The organism is Stenotrophomonas sp. DR822, assembly GCF_019793815.1.
Taxonomy (GTDB): domain Bacteria; phylum Pseudomonadota; class Gammaproteobacteria; order Xanthomonadales; family Xanthomonadaceae; genus Stenotrophomonas; species Stenotrophomonas indicatrix.
Genome location: NZ_CP081826.1, coordinates 3,870,156 through 3,890,830 on the forward strand (window position 1 = coordinate 3,870,156; position 20,675 = coordinate 3,890,830).

Consider the following 20,675-nt stretch of genomic DNA (forward strand, 5'->3'; position numbering starts at 1 on the left):
CGGTGGAAGCCGCCGGGCATGGCCCGGCGCTAACAGGACGAAGGCGTCTTATTTCGCGTCGAACTTCACGATCGTGCTGATCGCGGTTTCGTCCGGGATGGTCTTGGTATCAGCCCAGTCGCCGCCACCGACACCGAAGTCCAGGCGCTTGACGGTGGCCTTACCGGTCAGCACCGGCTGCGCGCCGGGCTTCCAGGTGAACGTGAACGTGACCGGCTTGCTCACGCCGCGCAGTTCCAGCGTGCCATCGGCGGCGAACTGGTCGTTGCCGAGCGCGCGGAAACCCTTCGCGGTGTAGCGCGCGGTAGCGAACTTGCCGACGTTGAAGAAGTCCGCGCCCTGCAGGGTGGAGTCGCGATCGCTGTTGCCGCTCTTGGCGCCGGCCAGCGGAATCACGACGTCCAGCGAACCTGCGGACGGATTGGCCGGGTCGAAGCTGAGCTTGGTGGCAAAGCCCGGGAAGCTGCCGGTGAACACTTCACCGTCGTACTTGCTCGCAAAGGCCAGGAAGGATCCGGCACCCGGTGCCTGGGCGTAATCGGCGGCGAGCACCGGGGCGGTGGCCAGCATGCCGGCCAGGGCGGCGGCCACGGCGGCCGGGGTGGTCAGTTTCAGGTTCATCGGTCAGTCCTTCTGGGGGGAGGCGAGCCAGCCACGCGGCAACATCCGGGACAGGGTGGCATCGCGCTGGAACAGGTGGTGGTAGAAGGCGGCACCGGCATGGGCCAGCACCACCGCGATCAACAGCCAGAAGCCGTATTCGTGCAGGGCATGGGAAACTGCCACGACCTGCGGGTCCGGCCCGGTCAGCTTGGGCACATCGACCAGGCCGAACCAGCGGAACGGACGCAGGCCGCTGGCCGAGTCGTACAGCCAACCCGACAACGGGATGGCGAACATCAGCACGTACAGCAGCACGTGAGTGGCGCTGGCGATGCGCTCCTGCCAGCCCGGCACGCCGGGTACCGGCTTGGGAGCTCCGGCGTACAGGCGCCAGCCCAGTCGCAGCACCACCAGCGCCAGCACGGTGATGCCGATCGACTTGTGCGCCGTATAGACCCAGAAATACTTGGGCGTCTTCGGCAGCTCGCCCATGGTCAGGCCGACGATGCCGAGGGCGAGGATCAGCAGGGCGATCAACCAGTGCAGGGTCTGGCTGACACTTCCCCAGGCGGCAGGGGTGTTCTTGGCGGTCATGAAGGATCCTTGGTGGCCGTCTGGCTCTCGGAGTGGGGTTGGGGCGTAGGAGTTCCCGCACGGTCGCTGCGGTCGAGCGTGGCTTCAGCCTCGATCCGCACCTGCACCGCGTCGCCGATCACGCCCGGCCAGGCGGTGATGCCGAAAGCACGCCGGCTCAGCGTAGTGGTGGCGGAGAAGCCGGCCGTACGCCGGAAGGGTGGCAACGGATAGCGCTTGATCTGGTTCAAGGTCACTTCCAGCGTGACCTCCTGGCTGACCCCGCGCAGGGTCAGCGTGCCGGTCACATGGGCACGTGTGGCGTCGATCGGTTCGACATGGCGTGAGACGAAGCGGGCGGTGGGGAAGCGTTCGCCATCGAGCAGGCTGCGCGCCAGGGTTGCCTGGTTCCATTTGGCATCACCAAGGTCCAATCGCGATACGGGAATCTCGACGTCCAGTGTCGCATCGCGCCAGTTGTCGCTATCGAACTGCAACTGGCCCTGGCTTCCGGAGATCGTACCCAGCGCCTGCGAATAGCCAGCATGGTCGATCGCAAACAGCACACGGGTGTGCACCGGATCGATGCGGTAGGCCTCGTTGCCTGCCCAGGCGGGGGCCACGGCAAGCAGCATCGGCAGCAGGGCCAGGCAGTGGCGCATCGGCGTGGGGCTCCGGGAAAAGACCGTTCGATCATACCCATAGCCCCTGCGCAACGCTGTGTGCACGGCTGCAACAGTTCGTGGTGCCGATGCGGCCGGAAACAGGCTGTTGCAGCGATGGCTGCAGCCCTGTGTGACAATCGGCACAGGACAGGGGGTTGAGGATGAAGAGCGGCTGGCGCCGGTGGTGCCAAGGCATTGCAGGAGCAGGTCTGGTGCTGCTGGCGCTTTCGGCTGCAGCGGTGACCTTGGACATGGCCGGCGAAACACCGCGCCTGCGCCGTTTCGGCGCGGCCGAGGGATTGCCCTCGCGCATGGTGGTGGCGCTGGCCGAAGACCGGCAGGGGCGCGTGTGGGCCGCCACCGACGGCGGCCTGGCCCGCTATGACGGCGGTGAGCTGCGGGTCTGGCAGCACGACCCGGCACAACCGGATTCGCTGCCCGGCAACGAGATCGAAACCCTGCTGGTCGACCCGCTCGACCGGGTATGGGTGGGCATCAACGGCAAGGGGCTGGCCCGGCTGGATGCCGACCGCGAACGCTTCAAGACCTTCGATTCCGTCACTGAAGGGTGCCAGGGACAGTTCTGGACCCTGGCCTACGCCGAGGATGCGCTATGGGTCGGCAGCAGCAGCCATGGGGTCTGCCGCGTCGGCGAAGATGGCTCGCTGCGCCATTTCCAGCATGATCGGGCGCAGCCCGGCGGTCTGCCGAGTGACACCGTCTTCAGCAGTCTGGTGGATGCGCAGGGACGTCTGTGGGTAGGTACCGAAGCCGGTGTAGCGCGCTGGAATGGTCATGACTTCGAAGCCGTGGCGCCGCGCGAACTGGCGGCGGTGAGCGTGCTGCGGCTGAGCCGCGATGCCGATGGCGCGATCTGGGTCGGTACGCAGAACGACGGCCTGTACCGCATCGATGCGCAGGATCGGGTGACGCGACCGGCCTGGGCCGACAGTGCCCGCCTGCGCTCGGCACTGGTCCTGGCCGACAGCCACGGAGGCTACTGGGCGGGAACCTCCGATGGCCTGCTGCGTGGTGACCGCCAGGTGTTGCGCAGGTTGGAAGGCGACCGTGGCAGTGGCTTCCTGACCGGGCATAGTGGCGTGCTCGACCTGATGCAGGACCATGAGGGAGGGTTGTGGGTCGCCCTGCTGACCCAGGGCCTGGCTTACCTGCCGCCCGACTGGCGACGCTTTTCAACCTGGTACCAGTTCGATGGCAAGCCGCTGGACAGCCAGTACCTGTTGAGTGCTGCCAGCGACGGTCGCAGCTACTACGTCGGCTCTGCGCATGGCGTTTACCAGATCGATGCACAGGGGACGTTGAGCCTGCTGGCCAGCGACCGCGAACTGGGCAGCGGCGCGGTGTGGTCGGTACTGCCACGTCCCGACGGCAGGCTGTGGCTCGGCCGCGCGGGGCGCATCAGCGTCTACGACCCCGCCACCGGTGTGCTGCGCGACTGGCGCATTGGCGGTGGCGCCGACCTTCGGCAGCGGATCGATCTGATGCGGCAGGCCCCCGATGGCACGGTCTGGGTATCGGTGATGAACCTGGGCCTGCAACAGCGCAGTGCCGACGGCCGCCTGCTGCGCAGTTTCGACGGCGCCACGCTGCGAGGCAGCACCGACGCGCCGGTCGAGCAGATCCGCTTCGATGCCGGCGGGCACGCCTGGGTGGTCGGGGAAATGGGCATCTGGCGTGAGCAGGGAGACCGCTTCGAAGCGGTGCCCGGCGTTTCCAGGGGGCCCATCTACGATCTGGTATGGATCGATCCCCGGCAGTTGTGGATCGCACGCCAGGGCGCATTCGAGCGCTACCAGTGGGATGGCCTGAGCCTGCGCCTGATCCAGCGCGTCGATGCCAGTGCCGGCGTGCCGCCGGTCAGCATGGGAGGGCTGGCCCTGGGCCGGAACGGCCAGTTGTGGGCGACGACGCCCCGCGGCCTGATGCGCTGGGATCCGAAACAGCGTCGCCTGCAGATCTTCAACGAGCGCGACGGCCTGCTTGATGCCGAGTTCACCGGACGCCCACCGGCAATCGATGCCGATGGCCGGGTGCTGGCCGTTACCCAGACCGGCATGGTGGGCTTCGATCCGAATGCTGCCGACGCCGAGATGCCACCCTCGCAACTGGTGATCGCGCAGGTTCGCGTCCGTCGCGATGATGCGCGCGGCTGGCAGCCCTTGCCGACCTCCGGCCTGCTGTTGCTGGGGCCGGACGACCGTGACCTGCAGATCGACGCACGGCTGCTGTCCTACGCCAACCCGCAGGGCAACCGCTATCGGTTCCGCGTGCAGGGGTACGACCAGAACTGGGTGGAACAGGGCGGGGACGGTCAACGCACGTTGTCGCGGTTGCCGCCCGGCACCTACGCCATCGAGGTGCAGGCCGCGACGGCCAGTGGTCCGTGGACGCCCTCGCAGCAGTTGCACATCAAGGTACTGCCACCCTGGTGGCGCAGCGGCATGGCGATTTTCGGCTATGCAATGCTGGGCTCGCTGCTGCTGTTGGCACTGCTGTGGTCGATCCGCAGGCGGTTGCGGCGACGCCAGCAGTGGCAGTTGACGGTGCACAAGCAGCAGATCGCCGAGCAGGCATCGCAGGCCAAGAGCCGCTTCCTGGCGACCCTGGGCCATGAAGTACGCACACCGATGACCGGCGTACTGGGCATGAGCGAACTGCTGCTGTCCACCGAACTGGACCCGGTGCAGCGCAGCTATGCCGGCTCGATCCAGCAGGCCGGCAGCCATCTGCTGCGGCTGGTCAACGATGCATTGGACCTGGCCCGGATCGAGGCTGGCCGGCTTGAACTGGACATCCGCCCGTTCGACCTGGGCGGACTGCTGGACCAGGTGCAGGCGCTGATGCAGCCGATGGCACAACAGCGCAGGCTGGCGTTCCAGCGCGGGCAGGCACTGCCAGGCCCGATCTGCGTCAGTGGTGATGAGATGCGCGTCCGCCAGATCCTGCTGAACCTGCTGGGCAACGCGATCAAGTTCACCGAGCGTGGCCATGTCGGTCTGGCGGCGCGCCTGGACGACGACGGCGGCGCGGTGACGTTCGAGGTCAGCGACAGCGGGCCGGGCATCAATGCCGAGCAGCAGCAGCGCCTGTTCCACCGCTTCGAGCAGGCCGATGGCCCGCGTACCGCCTCGCGCTATGGTGGCAGCGGGCTGGGCCTGGCGATCTGCCAGGAGCTGGCGGTGGCGATGGGCGGCCGCATCGATGTCGACAGCCAGCCGGGGCGTGGCGCACGCTTCGCAGTGCGGCTGCCGCTGCCGTGGAGCCGGCAGCAGGCCTTCAGCCCTGGCGAGGCCACGTCGCCGACGCTGCCGGCACTGCGCATCCTGCTGGTCGAGGACGATGCCACCGTTGCCGAGGTCATCGCCGGTCTGCTGCGCAGCCGTGGCCATGAGGTGGTGCACGTGCTGCATGGCCTGGGCGCACTGTCGGAAATATCAACCGAGGGGTTCGACGTCGGCCTGCTCGACCTCGACCTGCCGGCACTTGATGGCACCGCAATCGCCCGACAACTGCGCGCGATGGGCTACGAACTGCCGTTGGTGGCAGTTACCGCGCGCTCGGATGCCTATGCCGAGACGCAGGTGCTTGCGGCCGGATTCGATGGTTTCCTGCGCAAGCCGGTGACCGGCGATCTGCTGGTGGCGGCGATTGCCCAGGCACGCAGCAAGCGCCAGATCATCAGCTGAGTACGGCATCTTGCGGCGTGAATCGCGCAACTTTCGGTTTACCATGCCGACGCCCACGGCGTGGGCATCATCAACAGCAGCGTGAGGAGGCCATCGGTGGTGTATCTGCGGGCAGTGACGCTGCTGATGCTGCTGCTGTGCTGCCTGGTGCCCGCTGCCGCGCAGCCGGTGCCACCTTCGCCGCGCCAGGTCACCGTGTTCGACGGGTTGCCATCGAACACCGTCAATCGCATGGCCGAGGACCGCTACGGCTACCTGTGGATTGCCACCAACGATGGCCTGGCCCGCTACGACGGGCGCAACTACCGCATCTGGCGTTCGGAAGACGGCCTGCGCGACAACCGCATCTGGAGCGTACTGGTCGATGCCCGCAACGAGCTGTGGATCGGCACTGAAAATGCCGGCCTGGTGCGGATGTCGGCCGATCGCCGCCAGCTGCGCTTCTACGACCGCAGCAGCCAGCCGCTGATGGGCAGCAACACCGTCTGGAGCCTGGCTGCGACACCGGATGGCGCGATCTGGTTCGGCACCCACGAGGGCGGCCTGTACCGGCTGGACAGCAATGACCGTCTGCAGCGTTTCCTGCCCGAAGCGAACAATCCGCGCAGTCTGCCGGCCGCGTCGGTGCCCTACCTGGCCACGCTTGCCGATGGCAGCCTGTGGGTCGGCACCAAGCATGGCGTGGCGCGCTGGACCGGTACCGATTTCGAACGCATCGGCGGCGACCTGGTGCCCAGCCTGCTGATCAATGGACTGACCGCAGAACCCGACGGCAGCCTCTGGATCAGCACGCTGGCCGGGGCCACGGTGCGGCGCCCGGATGGCCGTTTCGAATCCGTGCCCTGGACCTTGCCGGCCGGCGACCAGGTGCTGGGCATGATGCTGCGCGACGAGCAGGGCGGGCACTGGCTGGACACGCGCAGCGGCCTGGGCCGGGGCATCGATGGCCGCTACCAGAACGTACCGCTGTACAGTGCCATCGCCCGTGGCCTGGTGCGGCCGAACTGGACCGGCGCCTATGAGGACCGCGAAGGCGGCATCTGGCTGGCCAGTACCAATGCCGGCCTGTGGCACCTGCTTCCGCGCTGGTGGCAGTTCTCGGTGTTCTCGCGGCTGGAGGATGATCCTTCCTCGCTGCGCAATTCCTATGTGCTCGGTACCAGCCCCTCCAGCAATGGTGGTGTGTGGACGGTCGGCAGCCATGGCGCGCTGGACCGCTTCAATCCGCGCACGGGCGTGATCGAGCAGCACCGCACCTTCGTCAACGGCATGCACTGGCTGACCTCGGTGCGCGAAGACCGACGGGGCCAGGTGTGGGTGGGGTCGACCGATGCCCTGATGCGCTACGACCCGCGTCGTGGCGAGCTGCGGCGCTGGGGGCGGGACTCGGGCGCGGACGCGACCATGGAAGGCAACATCGAGGCGATGATGACCTGCGATGGCGACAGCCTGTGGTTGATGCTGTCAGCGGGCCTGCAGCAGCGTGATCTGGACGGGCACGTGCGCCGGCGGCTGGAAAACGGCCAGGACGGTCTGCAGGCGGGCCAGCTCAATCTGGATGTGGAATGCGGCCCGCAGGACCGGATCTGGCTGGCCAGCAGCCGCGGCCTGCTGCAATGGCAGCCGGATGCGCAGCGCTTCCAGCCGGTGCCCGGTGCGCCGGCCACGGCGGTGTACGCCCTGCATGTGGGCAAGGACGGCCAGGTCTGGTTGTCCGAGGATGGTCGCCTGTCGCGGTATCTCTGGAGCCAGGGCCGGCTGGAACGACAGGCGGTAGTGGGCGCCGAGCAGGGCTATCCGGCGATTTCCGCTACCGGCCTGGTGGTCGACGCGCAGGGCGTGGCGTGGGCCACCAGTGCCCGCGGCCTGGTGCGGGTGAGTGCCGATGGCGAGAGCGTACGCCTGTACGGGGTGCACGATGGGTTGCCCAGCCAGGAGTTCCGCGAACACACCCTGATCGCCTCCTCGGCGGGGCGCATGGTGGCAGGTACCCCCGCCGGTGTGGTGGTGTTCGATCCCGAGCAGGTGCGGCCTTCCACCCGGCGTGCGCCGCTGGTGATCGAGCGGGTGGAGGTGCGCCGCAACGAGCAGTTGCTGGACCTGACCCATGACTCGCCGTTGCAGATCGCCGATGGCGACCGCGACCTGCGTATCGTCGCGCGCCTGTTGTCCTTCGCCGATTCGGCTTCCAACACCTACCGCTACCGGCTGGCCGGCTACGACCCGGATTGGGTCGAGGTGGGCCCGGCAGGCGAGCGCCTGTTCTCGCGCTTGCCTCCCGGCGCCTACCGGCTGGAAGTGCAGGCGCGCTCGGCCGACCACGTGTGGTCGCGGGTGCAGACCCTGGAATTCCATGTGCAGCCGCCGTGGTGGCGCAGCTTGTCCGGCCTGCTGGTGCTGGCCTCGATCGGGTTGCTGCTGACCAGCTGGTTCGCCTGGCTGTACCGGCGCCGGCTGCAGCGCCAGCACGCCTACCAGCTCGCGTTGCACAAGCAGGATCTGGCCGAACACGCATCGGCGGCCAAGACGCGCTTCCTTGCCAATCTGGGCCATGAAATCCGCACGCCGATGACCGGGGTGCTGGGCATGAGTGAACTGCTGCTGGCCTCGCCGCTGGATCCGCAACAGCGCGGCTATACCCAGTCGATCCGGCACGCGGGCGAGCATCTGCTGCACCTGGTCAACGATGCGCTGGACCTGGCGCGGATCGAATCGGGGCGCCTGGAACTGCAGTCCAACGCCTTCGGTCTCAATCGCCTGCTGCAGGATCTGGCCGCGCTGATGGGGCCCCTGGCTGCGCAGAAGGGTCTGCGGTTCATCCTCGACAACCAGTTGCCGGCAGGGCTGCAGGCGACCGGCGATGCGATGCGGGTGCGGCAGATCCTGCTCAACCTGCTGTCCAATGCGGTCAAGTTCACCAGCCGCGGCAGCATCACGCTGCACGCGCGTTGCGAGGAAGGGCCGCGTGGGCTTTATTTCGAGGTGCGCGATACCGGTCCTGGCATCAGCCAGGAGCAGCAGCAACGGTTGTTCCGGCGCTTCGAGCAGGCCGACGGTGCGCGCACCGCAGCGCAGTACGGCGGCAGCGGCCTGGGCCTGGCGATCTGCCGCGAGCTGGCACTGGCCATGCAGGGCCGGATCCGGGTGGAAAGCCAGCTGGGCAGCGGTACCTGCTTCGGTGTCAGCCTGCCGTTGCCGCTGCAGCAGGGGGCGGCCAGCGACGGAGGTGCCGACAGTGACGCCGCCGCTGCTGCGGTCAACATGCCGCCGCTGCGGGTGTTGCTGGTGGAGGACGATGCGACCGTGGCCGATGTGATGTGTGGGCTGCTGACCACCCGTGGCCATGAGGTGGTCCACGCGGCACACGCGCTGGCTGCGCTGCGTGAAATCAGCGCGGGGGATTTCGACGTCGGCCTGCTCGATCTGGATCTGCCGGGCCTGAGCGGTTTCGAACTGGCCCAGCATCTGCGCAACCAGGGTTACACGTTGCCGCTGCTGGCAGTGACCGCACGCACCGACCCGGACCTGCAGCAGCAGGTGGAAGCGGCCGGCATCGGTGGTTTCCTGCGCAAGCCGGTGACCGGTGAGCTGCTGGTGGAAGCGATCGCCCGCGTGCTGGGGCGGTAGGGTTCGGCAGGGCTGCGCCCTGCACCCGCCGAATCAACGGCAACAGCAACGGCAAAAGCAACAGCGGGCATACCGTGGGATGGCGGGGTGGTTCCGGTTGCGGGGGACGCTGCAAGTACGTCCATGTAAGCTCGGTCGCGCCATCCATGGCGCTCACGCCCCCGCAACCGGACCCACCCCGCCTTCGACAGATTTTCGCGATCTGTCGGAACGGCGTTCTGTGTTGCTGTTGGTGGGCGGTACGGGAACGGCATGGGGTCAGATCCGTTTCCCGCAGGAAAACGGATCTGACCCCAGAACTATTTCGATATCTGACAGAGATTCATCCACGCATGGCGTGGATCTACTGCAGATCGCGGAAATCCGTCGGAGGTGGGGCGGTGTCGGATTGCGGGGTGTCAGCCGCATGGGCCCGAGGCATGCCTCGGGCGGGTTGGGCAGGACGCCCAACCCCGGTCTTGCCGTGTGCGCAGGAAAGCGCACACGAGCAAGCCGCGGCCAAGCCTACAGGGAGGTACTTGCGGCGTCCCCGCACTCCGACACCGCCCCGCCATCCCACGGAATGCCCGCTGTTGCTGTTGCCGTTGCTTCGGCCTCTGCAGGTGCAGGGCGCAGCCCTGCCGAACCCTCTACTCCGCTACTTCTTCTACCTGGCGCGGCTCGGGCTTGGTGTCCGGTAGCTGCCAGAAGATCAGCGTCGACGTGAGCGTGATCGCGCCCACGCACAGGAACGTGGCATGCAGCGCCGCCGTCGCGCCGTGGCCTTCCAGCTGCGTGCCGAATGCGGCCAGCAGGCTGCCGGCAGCGGCTGCACCGAAGCCGGCGGCGAGCATCATCACCATCGACAGCAGGCTGTTGCCGGAACTGGCGAACTCGCGGTCGAGGTCGCGCAGGGTGACGGTGTTCATCACGGTGAACTGCAGCGAATTGACCGCACCGAAGAAGGCCAGCTGCAGCAGGCGCACGGCCAGGTGCTGGCCCGGTGTCATCAGGATGAAGCTGGCCATCGCCAGGCCGACCAGCACGGTGTTGGTCATCAGCACGCGGCGATAGCCGTAGCGTTCAACCAGTTTCACCGCCAGCTTCTTCGACACCATGCCTGCGGCGGCCACCGGCACCATCATCAGGCCGGCGTTCATCGGCCCGAGGCCAAGGCCGACCTGCAGCAGCAGCGGAATCAGCATCGGCATGGCACTGCTGCCGATGCGCGAGAACAGGTTGCCGAGAATGCCGATGCGGTAGCTGGGCACGCGGAACAGTGCCAGGGAGAACAGCGGTGCCGTTGAATTTGCCGCGTGCAGCCAGTAACCGACCAGCGCGGCCAGGCCGGCCACGGTCATCAGCATCACCAGCGCGTGTGGTGTACCGAGCCCGGAAATCCCATCCAGTGCCAGCGACAGCACCACCATCGCAAAGGCCAGCATGGCGTAGCCGCGAAGGTCGAACCGGGTGCGGTGGCTGGCGTAGTGGTCGGGCATGATCTTCATCGCCGCGATGAAGCCGATGACGCCGATCGGCAGGTTGATCAGGAACACCCAGTGCCACGAGGCGATCTCGACCAGCCAACCACCCAGCGTGGGGCCGATCAGCGGACCCACCAGTGCGGGAATGGCGATGAAGCTCATCGCACGCAGGAAGTCCTCGCGTGGCACCGAGCGCATCACCGCCAGGCGCCCGACCGGCAGCAGCATCGCGCCGCCGATGCCCTGCAGTACGCGCGCGGCCACCAGCTGGTGCAGCTGCTGCGCCATCGCGCAGGCCAGCGAGCCGAGGGTGAACAGGATGATCGCCACCAGGAAGGTGCGTCGGGTGCCGTAGCGGTCGGCGATCCAGCCGGAGGCGGGAATGAAGGTAGCCACTGCCAGCGCGTAGCTGAAGACCACCGACTGCATCTGCAGGGGGCTTTCGCCTAGGCTGGCCGCCATCGCCGGCAAGGCCGTGTTGACGATGGTCGAGTCCAGCATCTGCATGAAGATCGCCAGCGAAACCAGCCACAGCAGGGGACGCTGGCGGGTGTAGGTCGATGGCGCTGTGGACATGGGGCGTGGCCGGTGCAACGTGGGGGCGCCATGATCGCGCACTGCGGGTCACGGCGCGATCAACATCGCGCCGTGATTGCCTGCGCGATGCTCAGCGTTGGCTGTGTGCGTGCACTGCGTCGACCAGCACCTGTACATGGGCCGGGTCCATGTCCGGCGACATGCCGTGGCCGAGGTTGAACACATGGCCCTCGCGCGAACCACCGTTGCCGGCGGCATAGGTATCGAGCACGCGTGCGGCCGCCGCGGCGATCGCATCAGGCGAGGCATACAACGTGGTCGGATCCAGGTTGCCCTGCAGCGCTACGCGGCCACCGGTGCGGCGCAGCGCTTCGTCCAGGTCCAGCGTCCAGTCCAGGCCGAGCGCATCGGCGCCGGTCTGCGACAGCGCTTCCAGGTGCAGGCCGGTGCCCTTGCCGAACAGGATCAACGGCGTGCGCTCGCTGCCTTCGCCGCGCTCCAGGCCTTCGGCGATGCGCTGCAGATAGCGCAGCGAGAACTCGCGGTACATCGCCGGCGACAGCACGCCGCCCCATGTGTCGAACACCTGCAGGGCCTGCGCACCGGCCGCGCGCTGCGCGCCGAGGTAGGCAATCACCGCGTCGGTGGTTACCTCCAGCAGGCGGTGCAGGGCCTGCGGATGGTTCAGCGCCATCGCCTTGATGCGCGCGAAATCCTTGCTGCCGCCGCCTTCGACCATGTAGCAGGCCAACGTCCACGGGCTGCCGGAGAAACCAATCAGCGGCACCTGGCCATCCAGTTCGCGGCGGATCAGGCGCACCGCGTCCATCACATAGCCCAGATCCTGCTCCATGTCCGGCACCGCCAGCCTGGCGATGGCCGCTTCATCGCGTACCGGGTGGCGGAACTTCGGGCCTTCACCTTCGACGAAGTACAGCTCCAGGCCCATGGCATCGGGAATGGTGAGGATGTCCGAGAACAGGATGGCCGCGTCCAGCGGGAAGCGGCGCAGCGGCTGCAGGGTGACTTCGCAGGCGATCTCCGGGTTCTTGGCCATGGCCAGGAAGCTGCCGGCCTTGGCCCGGGTGGCGCGATATTCCGGCAGGTAGCGGCCGGCCTGGCGCATCAGCCAGACAGGGGTGCAGTCCACCGGTTCGCGGCGCAGGGCGCGCAGCAGGCGATCGTTGCGGAGAGGGCTGGTCACAGTGGGCATTCCTTGGGCGAAAAGAGCAGCGGCGCAGTCAGTCGCCGTGCGAAAGAATCTGGAAGCCCCGATGCAGTTCGGCATCGCGGGCCTTGTCGTAGGCGTGGCGGGCTTCGTCGGCCGTCAGGTACAGCTCGCGCCGCAGCTGCGAGCGGGTGCCGACGCGGCCGGATTCACGCAGCAGTTCCCAGCCGCCGAACAGGTCCGGGACCAGGGTCAGGCGCAGGAAGCGCGGTGCCTGGGCACCGTCGGCGGGTTGTTGCAGGTGGACGTGCATGGCACCGATTGTAGCGGGGGCGAGGTGAGCCCTGCCGCAACGCTGATCCGGTAGTGGCGGCCGCTGGCCGGCAACCTCATGAAACCTCCCAGGTAGCGCCGGGCCATACCCGGCGAACGCGGAAGCGCTCAGCCTGCGTCCAGCACCTTCAGTACCGCCGCTTCATCCACGTCCGGTACGACTTCGGCGCGGCCCATGCCACGCCACAGCACCAGGCGCAGGCGGCCGGCCACGTTCTTCTTGTCCAGGCGCATGCGGCCGAGCAGGGCCTGCGGGTCCAGCCCGGCGGGAATTGCCACCGGCAGGCCAAGCTGTTCCAGCAGCGCCTGCAGGCGCACCCGGTCGGCGTCGTCGGCCAGGCCCAGGTGGGTGGAGAGGCGGGCCGCCAGCACCATGCCCACCGCTACGGCCTCACCGTGGTTCAGCGCATCGCGCCCCGGTGCGGAGTAGCCCTGTTCGGTTTCGATGGCGTGGCCGAAGGTATGGCCAAGATTGAGCAGGGCGCGTTCGCCCTTCTCGAAGGGATCGCGCTCGACGATGGCGGCCTTGTGCCGGCAGCTGCGGGCGATGGCCTCGGCGATGACCGCCTCCTCGCCGGCCGCCAGTGCCTCGGCATGCTGCTGCAGCCACTCGAAGAACACCGCATCACCCAGTGCGCCGTACTTGATCACTTCGGCCAGGCCGGCGCGCAGCTCGCGCGGCGGCAGGGTGGCCAGCACGCGGGTATCGGCGATCACCGCACGCGGTGGGTGGAACGCACCGACCAGGTTCTTGCCGGACGGGATATCCACGGCGGTCTTGCCGCCCACCGAGGAGTCGACCATCGCCAGCAGCGTGGTCGGCAGCTGCACGCAGTCGATGCCGCGCATCCAGCAGGCCGCGGCAAAGCCGGCAAGGTCGCCGACCACACCGCCGCCGAGGGCGAACACGCAGGCATCGCGGGTCGCGCCGAGTGCGGCCAGCGCCTCGATGACCGAGCCGAACTCGGCCAGGGTCTTGGAGGCTTCGCCGGCGGCCAGCACATGCTCACCCAGGATCAGGTCCGGGCGTGCGGCCAGCAGGGTCTGCTTGGTGGCATCCAGATAGCGTGGCGCAACCTCGCTGTCGCTGACCAGCAGGACATGGCGGCCACGCACATGGCTGGCCAATGCGGCGCCGTCGGCCTGGGCGCCGGCACCGATGGTGATGGAATAGGGACGGTCGCCGCCAACGGCGACCTGCAGCAGGGCAGGGGAAGTCATGCAGTGGGGTCCTGTCGCTGCCAGTGCGTGGCCAGCTTGACGACAAGCTGGGCAGTGGCATCGGCGGCGGTAAACGGGTCGGTATCAAGAGTGACATCGGCCAGGTCGCGATACAGCGGGTCGCGATGCGCGGCCAGATCATGCAGCACCTGTTCGCGGTCCGGCCGCTGCAGCAGTGGCCGGGCCTTGTCGCGAGACAGGCGCTCCAGCTGGGCTGCGACGCTGACCCGCAGGTAGACGACAAAGCCTCGCTTGGCAATCAGGGCGCGATTGTCCGGGTCAAGCACCGCACCGCCGCCGGTGGACACCAGCTGGCCACGGCCGGCCAGCACCTGCGCCAGCGCCTGGCGCTCATGGGCGCGGAAGCCGGCTTCGCCGGAATGCTCGAAGATCGTGGGGATGCTGGCCCCGGTCGCATCGACGATGGCCTGGTCGACGTCGACGAAGTCCAGCGTGAAGCGCTCGGCGAGGCGGCGGCCGATGCAGGTTTTACCGGCACCCATCGGGCCGATCAGGATCAGGTTCGGAGCGGGATTCATGCCCTCTGATGCTAACACCTCCGTGCCTTGGCCTTTACGTTCTTCACGTCAGGGTGGAGGTTCCTGCGGGGTATCCCGCGCCTGATGGAGTGCCTGCCATGTCGGTTGCCAAGGTCATCGAAATCAATGCGTCCTCGCCCAAGAGTGTGGAGGACGCAGTGCGCAGCGGTTTGAAGAAGGTGTCCGGGACGGTCAAGGGCATCCAGGGCGCCTGGATCAACGAGACCAAGGTGGTCACCGACGGCAACGGTGAGATCACCGAATGGCGGGTGAACCTGCGGGTCACCTTCCTGGTGGAGTGAGGCTGCTCAGCGCAGCCCTTGCACCTGACGCTGGGCATCCAGCGCCACTACCCGGTCGGCAATGGCCGGCAGCGCACGCAACGCCTGCTGGCTGACCCGCTCGTAGTACTGCACGAAGCGCTCCAGCTGGGGCCGGTTCATACCGTGCCGCCCCGGCTGGGCCGCCTGCAGGTTCTGCTCCTGCTGCCAGCGCCAACGCGGCACCACCGAAAAATCAGGGGGTTGCAGGAACCACAGGCGGTCACAGCGCTGCCACAGCGCCGGGTAGTCGCGGGCCAGCGCCTGGTTGCACCAGCGCCGCCAACGGCCATCGGCATCGGCCTCGCGCTCCAGGGCGTTGAGCGGGACATCCAGTTCGGCATCGTCCTGCGCCGGGGTACCCAGGAACCAGCCCTCGAACACCAGCAGGTCCAGCGGCGTTTGCAGCTGCGGCCACTGCGCTTCGGGCAGGCGCTCGTCGGCCAGCTTGTCGAAGCGGGGCAGGGCCAAGGGCTGTCGTGCGGCCACTGCGTCCAGTACCGCATGTGCCAGCGGCAGGTCGTGGGTGCCCGGTGGGCCACGGGTGATCAACAACGGATGCACCTGCCGGGCCAGACGCTGGCGTTGTGCGCGGGTCAGGTAGACATCGTCGATGGACAGCGTTGCGGCGTTCAGGCCACGCGCGCGGGCACGGGCAACCACCTGCGCGGCCAGCGTCGATTTGCCGCTCCCCTGCAGGCCGCTGATCGCCAATACTGGAACGGCTGTGCTGCTGCCCAGCGCGTCATCCAGCGCCTGCTCGACCACTGTTTCGGGGAATCCTTTCACCTGGGGCATGTACGCAGCGGCGACCATGCCGCCACAATAGCCCAAACCGTGTGAGAAGAATGCTGTCATGAGCGACCTGTACGCCGAAGCCCTGTCGACCTTTGCCGCGCTGTTCGAAGAAGCGAAACAGAGCCGCGAAGTCGAGCCCAATGCAATGACCGTGGCGACCGCCGATGTGCAGGGCCGGCCATCGGCGCGCACCGTGCTGTTGAAGGCGTTCGATGAGCGCGGCTTCGTGTTCTACACCCACCTGGACAGCCACAAGGGCAACGAGCTGCAGGCCAATCCGCAGGCCGCGCTGCTGTTCCTGTGGCGCAGCCTGCGCGAGGCCGGCATCCAGGTGCGCATCGAGGGACGCGTGGAGCAGGTGGCCGATGCCGAGGCCGACGCCTATTTCGCCAGCCGTCCGCGCATGAGCCAGATCGGCGCGTGGGCGTCGCTGCAGTCGAAGACGATGAACTCGCGCGAGGAGTTCGACGCGCGCGTGGCCGAGGTCGAGGCGCGCTTCGAGGGCAAGGACGTGCCGCGTCCGGAAGGTTGGAGTGGTCTACGGGTGGTGCCCGACCGCATCGAGTTCTGGTACGGCGCGCAGTTCCGCCTGCACGAGCGCTGGTGCTATGAGGCCGGTGCCGAAGGGCGCTGGAGCAAGCGGCTGTTGTACCCGTAAGTTCGTACGCATTTAAGACCGACTGTGCTGTCGATCTGACGGCAGCACAGCATGGTTGATGTGAGTGATCTACTCGATTCCAGCTCTTGGTGCCGCGTGGGAGCTCATCCTTTGATGAGCGGAGCCTGGTGCAGGACCCGTGCACGCGATATTGGTTTCCACGGAGTCTGTAGTAATTCCAGATGCGTCCTTGAGTGACGTCCGGACCGTGAAATGCTTGGGCCAATCAGGAGCACTCGAGTCGCATCCCCATGTGAATGTCATTGGCGAGGGGATATTTGTCGTATAGCGCTTAGTGCCGCCCGTGCACGTCCATCCCCCAGGACAGGAAATTACTTCCAAGGTTAAGTCGACGGGGAATCGCGGGTATCCGTTGAAATTGACATTGACCGGGATGGAAGGCGAAGGTCCGGAAACGTCAGGTGTCCCTTCGATCTTAAAGGGGGACGTCAATGTCGATATTCCGAGAATGGAAAGTCGTTCGATAGGCATGAAGTAAAGGTGATTGATGCGGTCGCCGGCGCCGCGTGCGTGCACAATTCCGTAAGCGCTTCTGTGCCCTGCCTCCCCAGAGAACACAGGGCCGCCACTATCGCCATCTGCATTCATTTCAAGCTCATCCGCATTTCTTGCTCGAACATACCTCGCAGGTAGGCCGTTGTAATCCTCAGTGGCGGCATTGATGTCGGCCACTTCTCCACAGGTGTATCCAGTCGTAGCGCCGCTCTTGCACACTGGCATGCCTACAGCAAGGTCAACGGAGGGGGTCTCGCTGACGATTGATTCAGGGCTGCCCTCAACAACTATCTCATTTTTCTGTTGCTTGGGGGTGCCTATGATTCGTTGCTTGTTCCATTGCACATCGTAGATGCCTGCATCGTTCTCGTTCTGATAAAGCAGTTGCAGAGTGGAGTTAGAGTACGTCAGATTGTTGTCGCAATGCCCGGCTGTCACGATCCCCAGTTCCCGTGTGGCGGGCTCTACGACGTTGAACCCCATTGTACAGTTGATCGTGTTTCCGCTGACCTTGTTTCCTCCGACAAGTGCCGTTGGTTGAGGGAATCCCGTCGTTTCATGGATCTTGATGAAATCTGCTGCAGCAAGGAGCTTTGCCAGAACTTCTGTCGCTCTGCTGGCGTCCAGCACCCGCAGTTCGACTTCAGATTTTCTGATGTCGATTCCGCTTTCGAATCGAATTCCAGATTTGGACAGCTGTTCGCCGACTTCTTCCTGGACTGCTAGCAGCATCTCGAGGGAGCGTGGTGCGATTTTGGCGGAATACAGCCTGCTCTGAGTGTACTTGGCTAGGTTTCGCTGTGGATCCTTGGTGAAAAGCACAACGATCTGGAACTCGGGGGAGTGTTCGATATAGAGGCCTGCGAACGTTTCCGGGTTGTCCGCGGCGATGCGTCGCTGCAGTTTTCCAGCCTCTCTCGAAGCGGCAAGTCGTTGTGTCGCCTCTGTGGTCGAGATCTTGTAAGTGTCTGAGTACTTCTCGGCCACTATGTCCCTGTTCTGAGACGCTGCGCTCAGGCTGAAGGCTGCAGATGCTGCAGTCAGGGCAACTCTCGCCATCAATTTTTGCCGTGAATTAAGTGCGGCTATCATTCAATATCCTTATTAATTAGCAGGGCTTCTTCTCGGTCTGACGCGGTGATTCTAGGGTTCGCCTTCTGGATTCCTGAATATGATGGTATTGATTTTTACCATGGGCCCGGTGGCCTGTGAGGTGATCTGGTTCGCGGAATCTGCTTTTGCTCTCTGCGTGAACATCTGGCTCTAGTGAAATTGTGCGGCGGCGTCGATCGCAGTCGTGCACCCGATTATGGAAATCATGTGTGCGAGGCGGCGTCGATCGCAGTCGTGCACCCGATTATGGAAATCATGTGTGCGAGGTGGCGGGCGATCCTGTTGCGTCAGCATTCCGCTGGCAAGCCAATCCAGTGCGTGGCTTCTGTCAGCGTGTAGGGCTGTCGAGCAAATTCGACTCTGCAGAAGGAGAAGCAGATCCAGGCCATGCGTAGACCCAGTACCCTGCAACCCTTTCGCGCGCAGCTAGCGCCGCAGTGTGTTGAGCGACAGATCCATTGCCTGCGCCGTGCCTTCGTGGTCATTGCGGTCTTTGTGTAGCAGTTCTTCCCGCTGCGTGTGTGGCGTTCGTTTGTCATTACTTTCCATCGACTGCGCGGCGGCGTTTCCACGTGCGAGTCCCGGCAGCAGCTACAGCAGACGCGCCGCATCGATCAAACCCGTTTCAGACTGCCAATGGATGCGTAGCCCATCAACCATAATGTGGCGGCCGACGCATCCAGCAAGGCATGAGCGAGATCGGCGCATGGGCCTCGCTGCAGTCGAGGCCGTTGAACACGCGCGAGGAGTTCGACGCACGCGTGGCGGAGGTCGAGGCACGTTTCGACGGCAAGGACGTGCCGCGCCCGGAGGGCTGGAGTGGTCTGCGGGTGGTGCCTGACCGTATCGAATTCTGGTACGGCGCGCAGTTCCGCCTGCACGAGCGCTGGTGCTATGAGGCCGGTGCCGAAGGGCGCTGGAGCAAGCGGCTGTTGTACCCGCAAGTGATGAGGCGCGTGTGGGACTTGTAGTGCCCCGCGATGCCAGTAGATCCACGCCATGCGTGGATGGGGTGGGTCATGCGCAGAATCGATGCGGACCAAGGTTCGCATCCACCAGAGCGAGTCCGCACCCGCCACGGTTGGGCGCAGCAGGCCAGGCAGGACTTGAGCTACAGCCCTTCCGCGCGCAGCCATCGCCACAGCGTGGTGCGTGAGACACCCAGCGCCTGCGCCATCCCCTCGCGATCATTCCGATGTTCCTGCAACAGCGTTTCCAACTGTGCACGCGGTGGGCGCTTGCCGTTGCTTTCCACCGGCAATGCTGCAATGCCCTCGTTCACAAGTTCGGGCGCCAGCTGCAGCAGGCGCGCTGCATTGATCAGACCGTCACCGGGCTGCCAGTGGATGCGCAGCCTATCCACCAGATTGCGCAGTTCGCGCACGTTGCCGGGCCACTCGGCGGCGGTCAGTACCGCCAGTGCATCCTCACTCAGAGGCGCATCGATGCCGCGCAGCTGACGGAAGAAGTGCTGCGCAAGCACGGGGATGTCACCGCGCCGAGCACGCAGCGCGGGCAGGGCAATACGCAGCGCTGCCAAGCGGTAATACAGGTCGCGACGGAAGCTGCCTGCCGCCGCGCGCTGTTCCAGCGATTGCAGGGTGGCGGCGACCACGCGCAGGTCGACCGGGGTCGGTTCGGTGGCGCCCACGCGCAGCACTTCGCGTTCTTCCAGCACCCGCAGCAGGCGGGTCTGCAGCGGCAGCGGCAGTTCGCCGATCTCGTCCAGGAACAACGTGCCGCCATCGGCCGCCTCGACCAGGCCGACGCGCCCCCCGCGACGCGCACCGGTGAAGGCGCCGTCGCTGTAGCCGAACAGCTCCGCTTCCAGCAGTGATTCGCTGATCGCACCGCAGTTCAGCGCAACGAAACGACCGCGGCGACCGCTGGCGGCGTGCAGCTGGCGTGCAACCAGTTCCTTGCCGGTGCCGGTCTCGCCTGTTACCAGTACGGTGCTGTCGTGCGGGGCGTACAGCGTGATCTGTGCGCGCACGTCGGCCATCGCATTGCTGTCGCCGAGCAGGGCATGCGCATCGCTGCGTGGGGCGGCGCGGCGGCGCGGAGCCGGCCGGCTGCCGCCGGAGCGGGCCATGGCCTGGGTCAGCTCCAGCGCATGCTCGAACGCCTGCCGCACCGAATCGGCCGAGTACAGCAGCACGCCGGGCAGTCCGGCCTGTTCGGCATGGTCGATGGCCATGCCGGTGCCGACGATCACTTCGATGCCGTTGGCGCGCAGGTCGGCGATGCAGTCGCGGGCATCTTCGCGGGTGACGAAGCGGCGGTGCTCGATGTCCAGGCCGAAGCTCTGCTGGAAGCTGCTGAACACCGGCACATCGCTGGCATGGGTGACCAGCCCGATGCGTGGGGCGATGCGACGGGCGCGCGCCAGCGCTTCCATCAGGTCGAAGCCATTGGCGTGGATCGGTACCAGCGGCAGGTCCAGGCGACCGCGCAACCAGGCTGCATTGGAGCCACCGGCAATCACCACGTCGCAGTGCTCGCGGCGCAGGCGCTGGCCGATCACTTCCACGGCCTCCTCGAAGCCCAGGTTGATCTGCTCGATGCGCGCGCGGCGGTCGAATTCGGGAATGACATCGCCCAGCAGGCCGGTCAGGCGCGAGACGCTGACCGTCCAGATAACCGGACGGCCGGGGTCGGCATCGGTGTGGCGCAGGGGCGAGCGGGGCAGGTACATGGTGCGCGGATCGGGAGTGATGATGTTTCATGATACATCTGTTTCAATGTTTCATATGTTTCACTGCGATTGACCGGTCATCCCCGTGAAATCAATCGCTTGCAGGTTGGCATGGTGCTTGCGCTTACCTCCCTGTTCT

Annotated in this window: 15 protein-coding genes and 1 pseudogene; 5 read left to right on the forward strand and 11 right to left on the reverse strand. The window is 66.2% G+C overall.

The genetic code is table 11. The annotated features are described in order from the left end of the window. Positions 1-48: 48 nt before the first annotated feature. Genes K5K93_RS17570 through K5K93_RS17580 form a run of 3 tightly spaced genes read right to left on the reverse strand, consistent with a single transcriptional unit; the run spans position 49 to position 1,838 of the window. Positions 49-621: a YceI family protein gene (locus K5K93_RS17570; RefSeq protein WP_093818664.1), complete on the reverse strand. Its 573-nt coding sequence runs from the start codon at positions 619-621 to the stop codon at positions 49-51. Between the two features lie 3 nt (positions 622-624). Next, on the reverse strand, positions 625-1,197 hold the full coding sequence (locus K5K93_RS17575; RefSeq protein ID WP_222388547.1) for a cytochrome b: 573 nt from the start codon (positions 1,195-1,197) through the stop codon (positions 625-627). Further along, positions 1,194-1,838 carry a YceI family protein gene (locus K5K93_RS17580; RefSeq protein WP_093818662.1) on the reverse strand — a complete coding sequence of 215 codons (645 nt, stop codon included), beginning with the start codon at positions 1,836-1,838 and terminating at the stop codon, positions 1,194-1,196. Before K5K93_RS17580 ends, K5K93_RS17575 begins: the two co-directional genes overlap by 4 nt. A 164-nt stretch (positions 1,839-2,002) precedes the next feature. On the opposite strand from K5K93_RS17580, the gene K5K93_RS17585 reads away from it, so the two are divergent. Continuing rightward, positions 2,003-5,548 carry an ATP-binding protein gene (locus K5K93_RS17585; RefSeq protein WP_222388548.1) on the forward strand — a complete coding sequence of 1,182 codons (3,546 nt, stop codon included), beginning with the start codon at positions 2,003-2,005 and terminating at the stop codon, positions 5,546-5,548. A 96-nt stretch (positions 5,549-5,644) separates the two neighbouring features. Continuing rightward, the gene (locus K5K93_RS17590; RefSeq protein WP_222388549.1) at positions 5,645-9,175 is read left to right on the forward strand and encodes a hybrid sensor histidine kinase/response regulator; all 3,531 of its coding nucleotides are present in this window, start codon (positions 5,645-5,647) and stop codon (positions 9,173-9,175) included. A gap of 629 nt (positions 9,176-9,804) precedes the next feature. On the opposite strand, the gene mdtD is transcribed toward K5K93_RS17590, so the two are convergent. The 5 genes from mdtD to K5K93_RS17615 form a co-directional block, all read right to left on the reverse strand. Next, positions 9,805-11,214 carry a multidrug transporter subunit MdtD gene (gene mdtD / locus K5K93_RS17595; RefSeq protein WP_025876990.1) on the reverse strand — a complete coding sequence of 470 codons (1,410 nt, stop codon included), beginning with the start codon at positions 11,212-11,214 and terminating at the stop codon, positions 9,805-9,807. A gap of 91 nt (positions 11,215-11,305) precedes the next feature. Next, entirely contained in the window at positions 11,306-12,388 is a 1,083-nt protein-coding gene (gene hemE / locus K5K93_RS17600) for a uroporphyrinogen decarboxylase (protein ID WP_032951968.1), read from the reverse strand. A gap of 28 nt (positions 12,389-12,416) precedes the next feature. Further along, positions 12,417-12,656, reverse strand: a complete 240-nt coding sequence (locus K5K93_RS17605; RefSeq protein ID WP_222388550.1) for a WGR domain-containing protein — start codon at positions 12,654-12,656, stop codon at positions 12,417-12,419. 128 nt (positions 12,657-12,784) lie between these two features. Further along, entirely contained in the window at positions 12,785-13,897 is a 1,113-nt protein-coding gene (gene aroB / locus K5K93_RS17610; RefSeq protein WP_222388551.1) for a 3-dehydroquinate synthase, read from the reverse strand. Next, positions 13,894-14,436 (reverse strand): shikimate kinase, encoded by a 543-nt coding sequence (locus K5K93_RS17615; RefSeq protein ID WP_032976596.1) that lies wholly within the window; start codon positions 14,434-14,436, stop codon positions 13,894-13,896. The genes aroB and K5K93_RS17615 overlap by 4 nt, the downstream gene beginning before the upstream one ends. A 98-nt stretch (positions 14,437-14,534) precedes the next feature. On the opposite strand from K5K93_RS17615, the gene K5K93_RS17620 reads away from it, so the two are divergent. Continuing rightward, complete coding sequence (locus K5K93_RS17620; protein WP_025876997.1) at positions 14,535-14,738, forward strand: dodecin family protein; 204 nt, start codon at positions 14,535-14,537, stop codon at positions 14,736-14,738. Positions 14,739-14,744: 6 nt separating this feature from the next. On the opposite strand, the gene K5K93_RS17625 is transcribed toward K5K93_RS17620, so the two are convergent. Beyond that, the gene (locus K5K93_RS17625; RefSeq protein ID WP_222388552.1) at positions 14,745-15,572 is read right to left on the reverse strand and encodes a kinase; all 828 of its coding nucleotides are present in this window, start codon (positions 15,570-15,572) and stop codon (positions 14,745-14,747) included. A gap of 40 nt (positions 15,573-15,612) precedes the next feature. Between K5K93_RS17625 and pdxH the strand changes: the two genes are divergently transcribed. Beyond that, on the forward strand, positions 15,613-16,212 hold the full coding sequence (gene pdxH / locus K5K93_RS17630; RefSeq protein ID WP_222388553.1) for a pyridoxamine 5'-phosphate oxidase: 600 nt from the start codon (positions 15,613-15,615) through the stop codon (positions 16,210-16,212). Between the two features lie 69 nt (positions 16,213-16,281). Here pdxH and K5K93_RS17635 read toward each other — a convergent pair whose 3' ends face one another. Next, on the reverse strand, positions 16,282-17,820 hold the full coding sequence (locus K5K93_RS17635; RefSeq protein ID WP_222388554.1) for a S1 family peptidase: 1,539 nt from the start codon (positions 17,818-17,820) through the stop codon (positions 16,282-16,284). Positions 17,821-18,530: 710 nt separating this feature from the next. Between K5K93_RS17635 and K5K93_RS17640 the strand changes: the two are divergent. After that, positions 18,531-18,812, forward strand: a pseudogene (locus K5K93_RS17640) (pyridoxine 5'-phosphate oxidase C-terminal domain-containing protein); the annotation flags it as partial. Between the two features lie 140 nt (positions 18,813-18,952). Here the strand turns inward: K5K93_RS17640 and prpR are convergent. Next, the gene (gene prpR, locus K5K93_RS17645) at positions 18,953-20,536 is read right to left on the reverse strand and encodes a propionate catabolism operon regulatory protein PrpR (protein ID WP_222388555.1); all 1,584 of its coding nucleotides are present in this window, start codon (positions 20,534-20,536) and stop codon (positions 18,953-18,955) included. Positions 20,537-20,675: the final 139 nt, after the last annotated feature.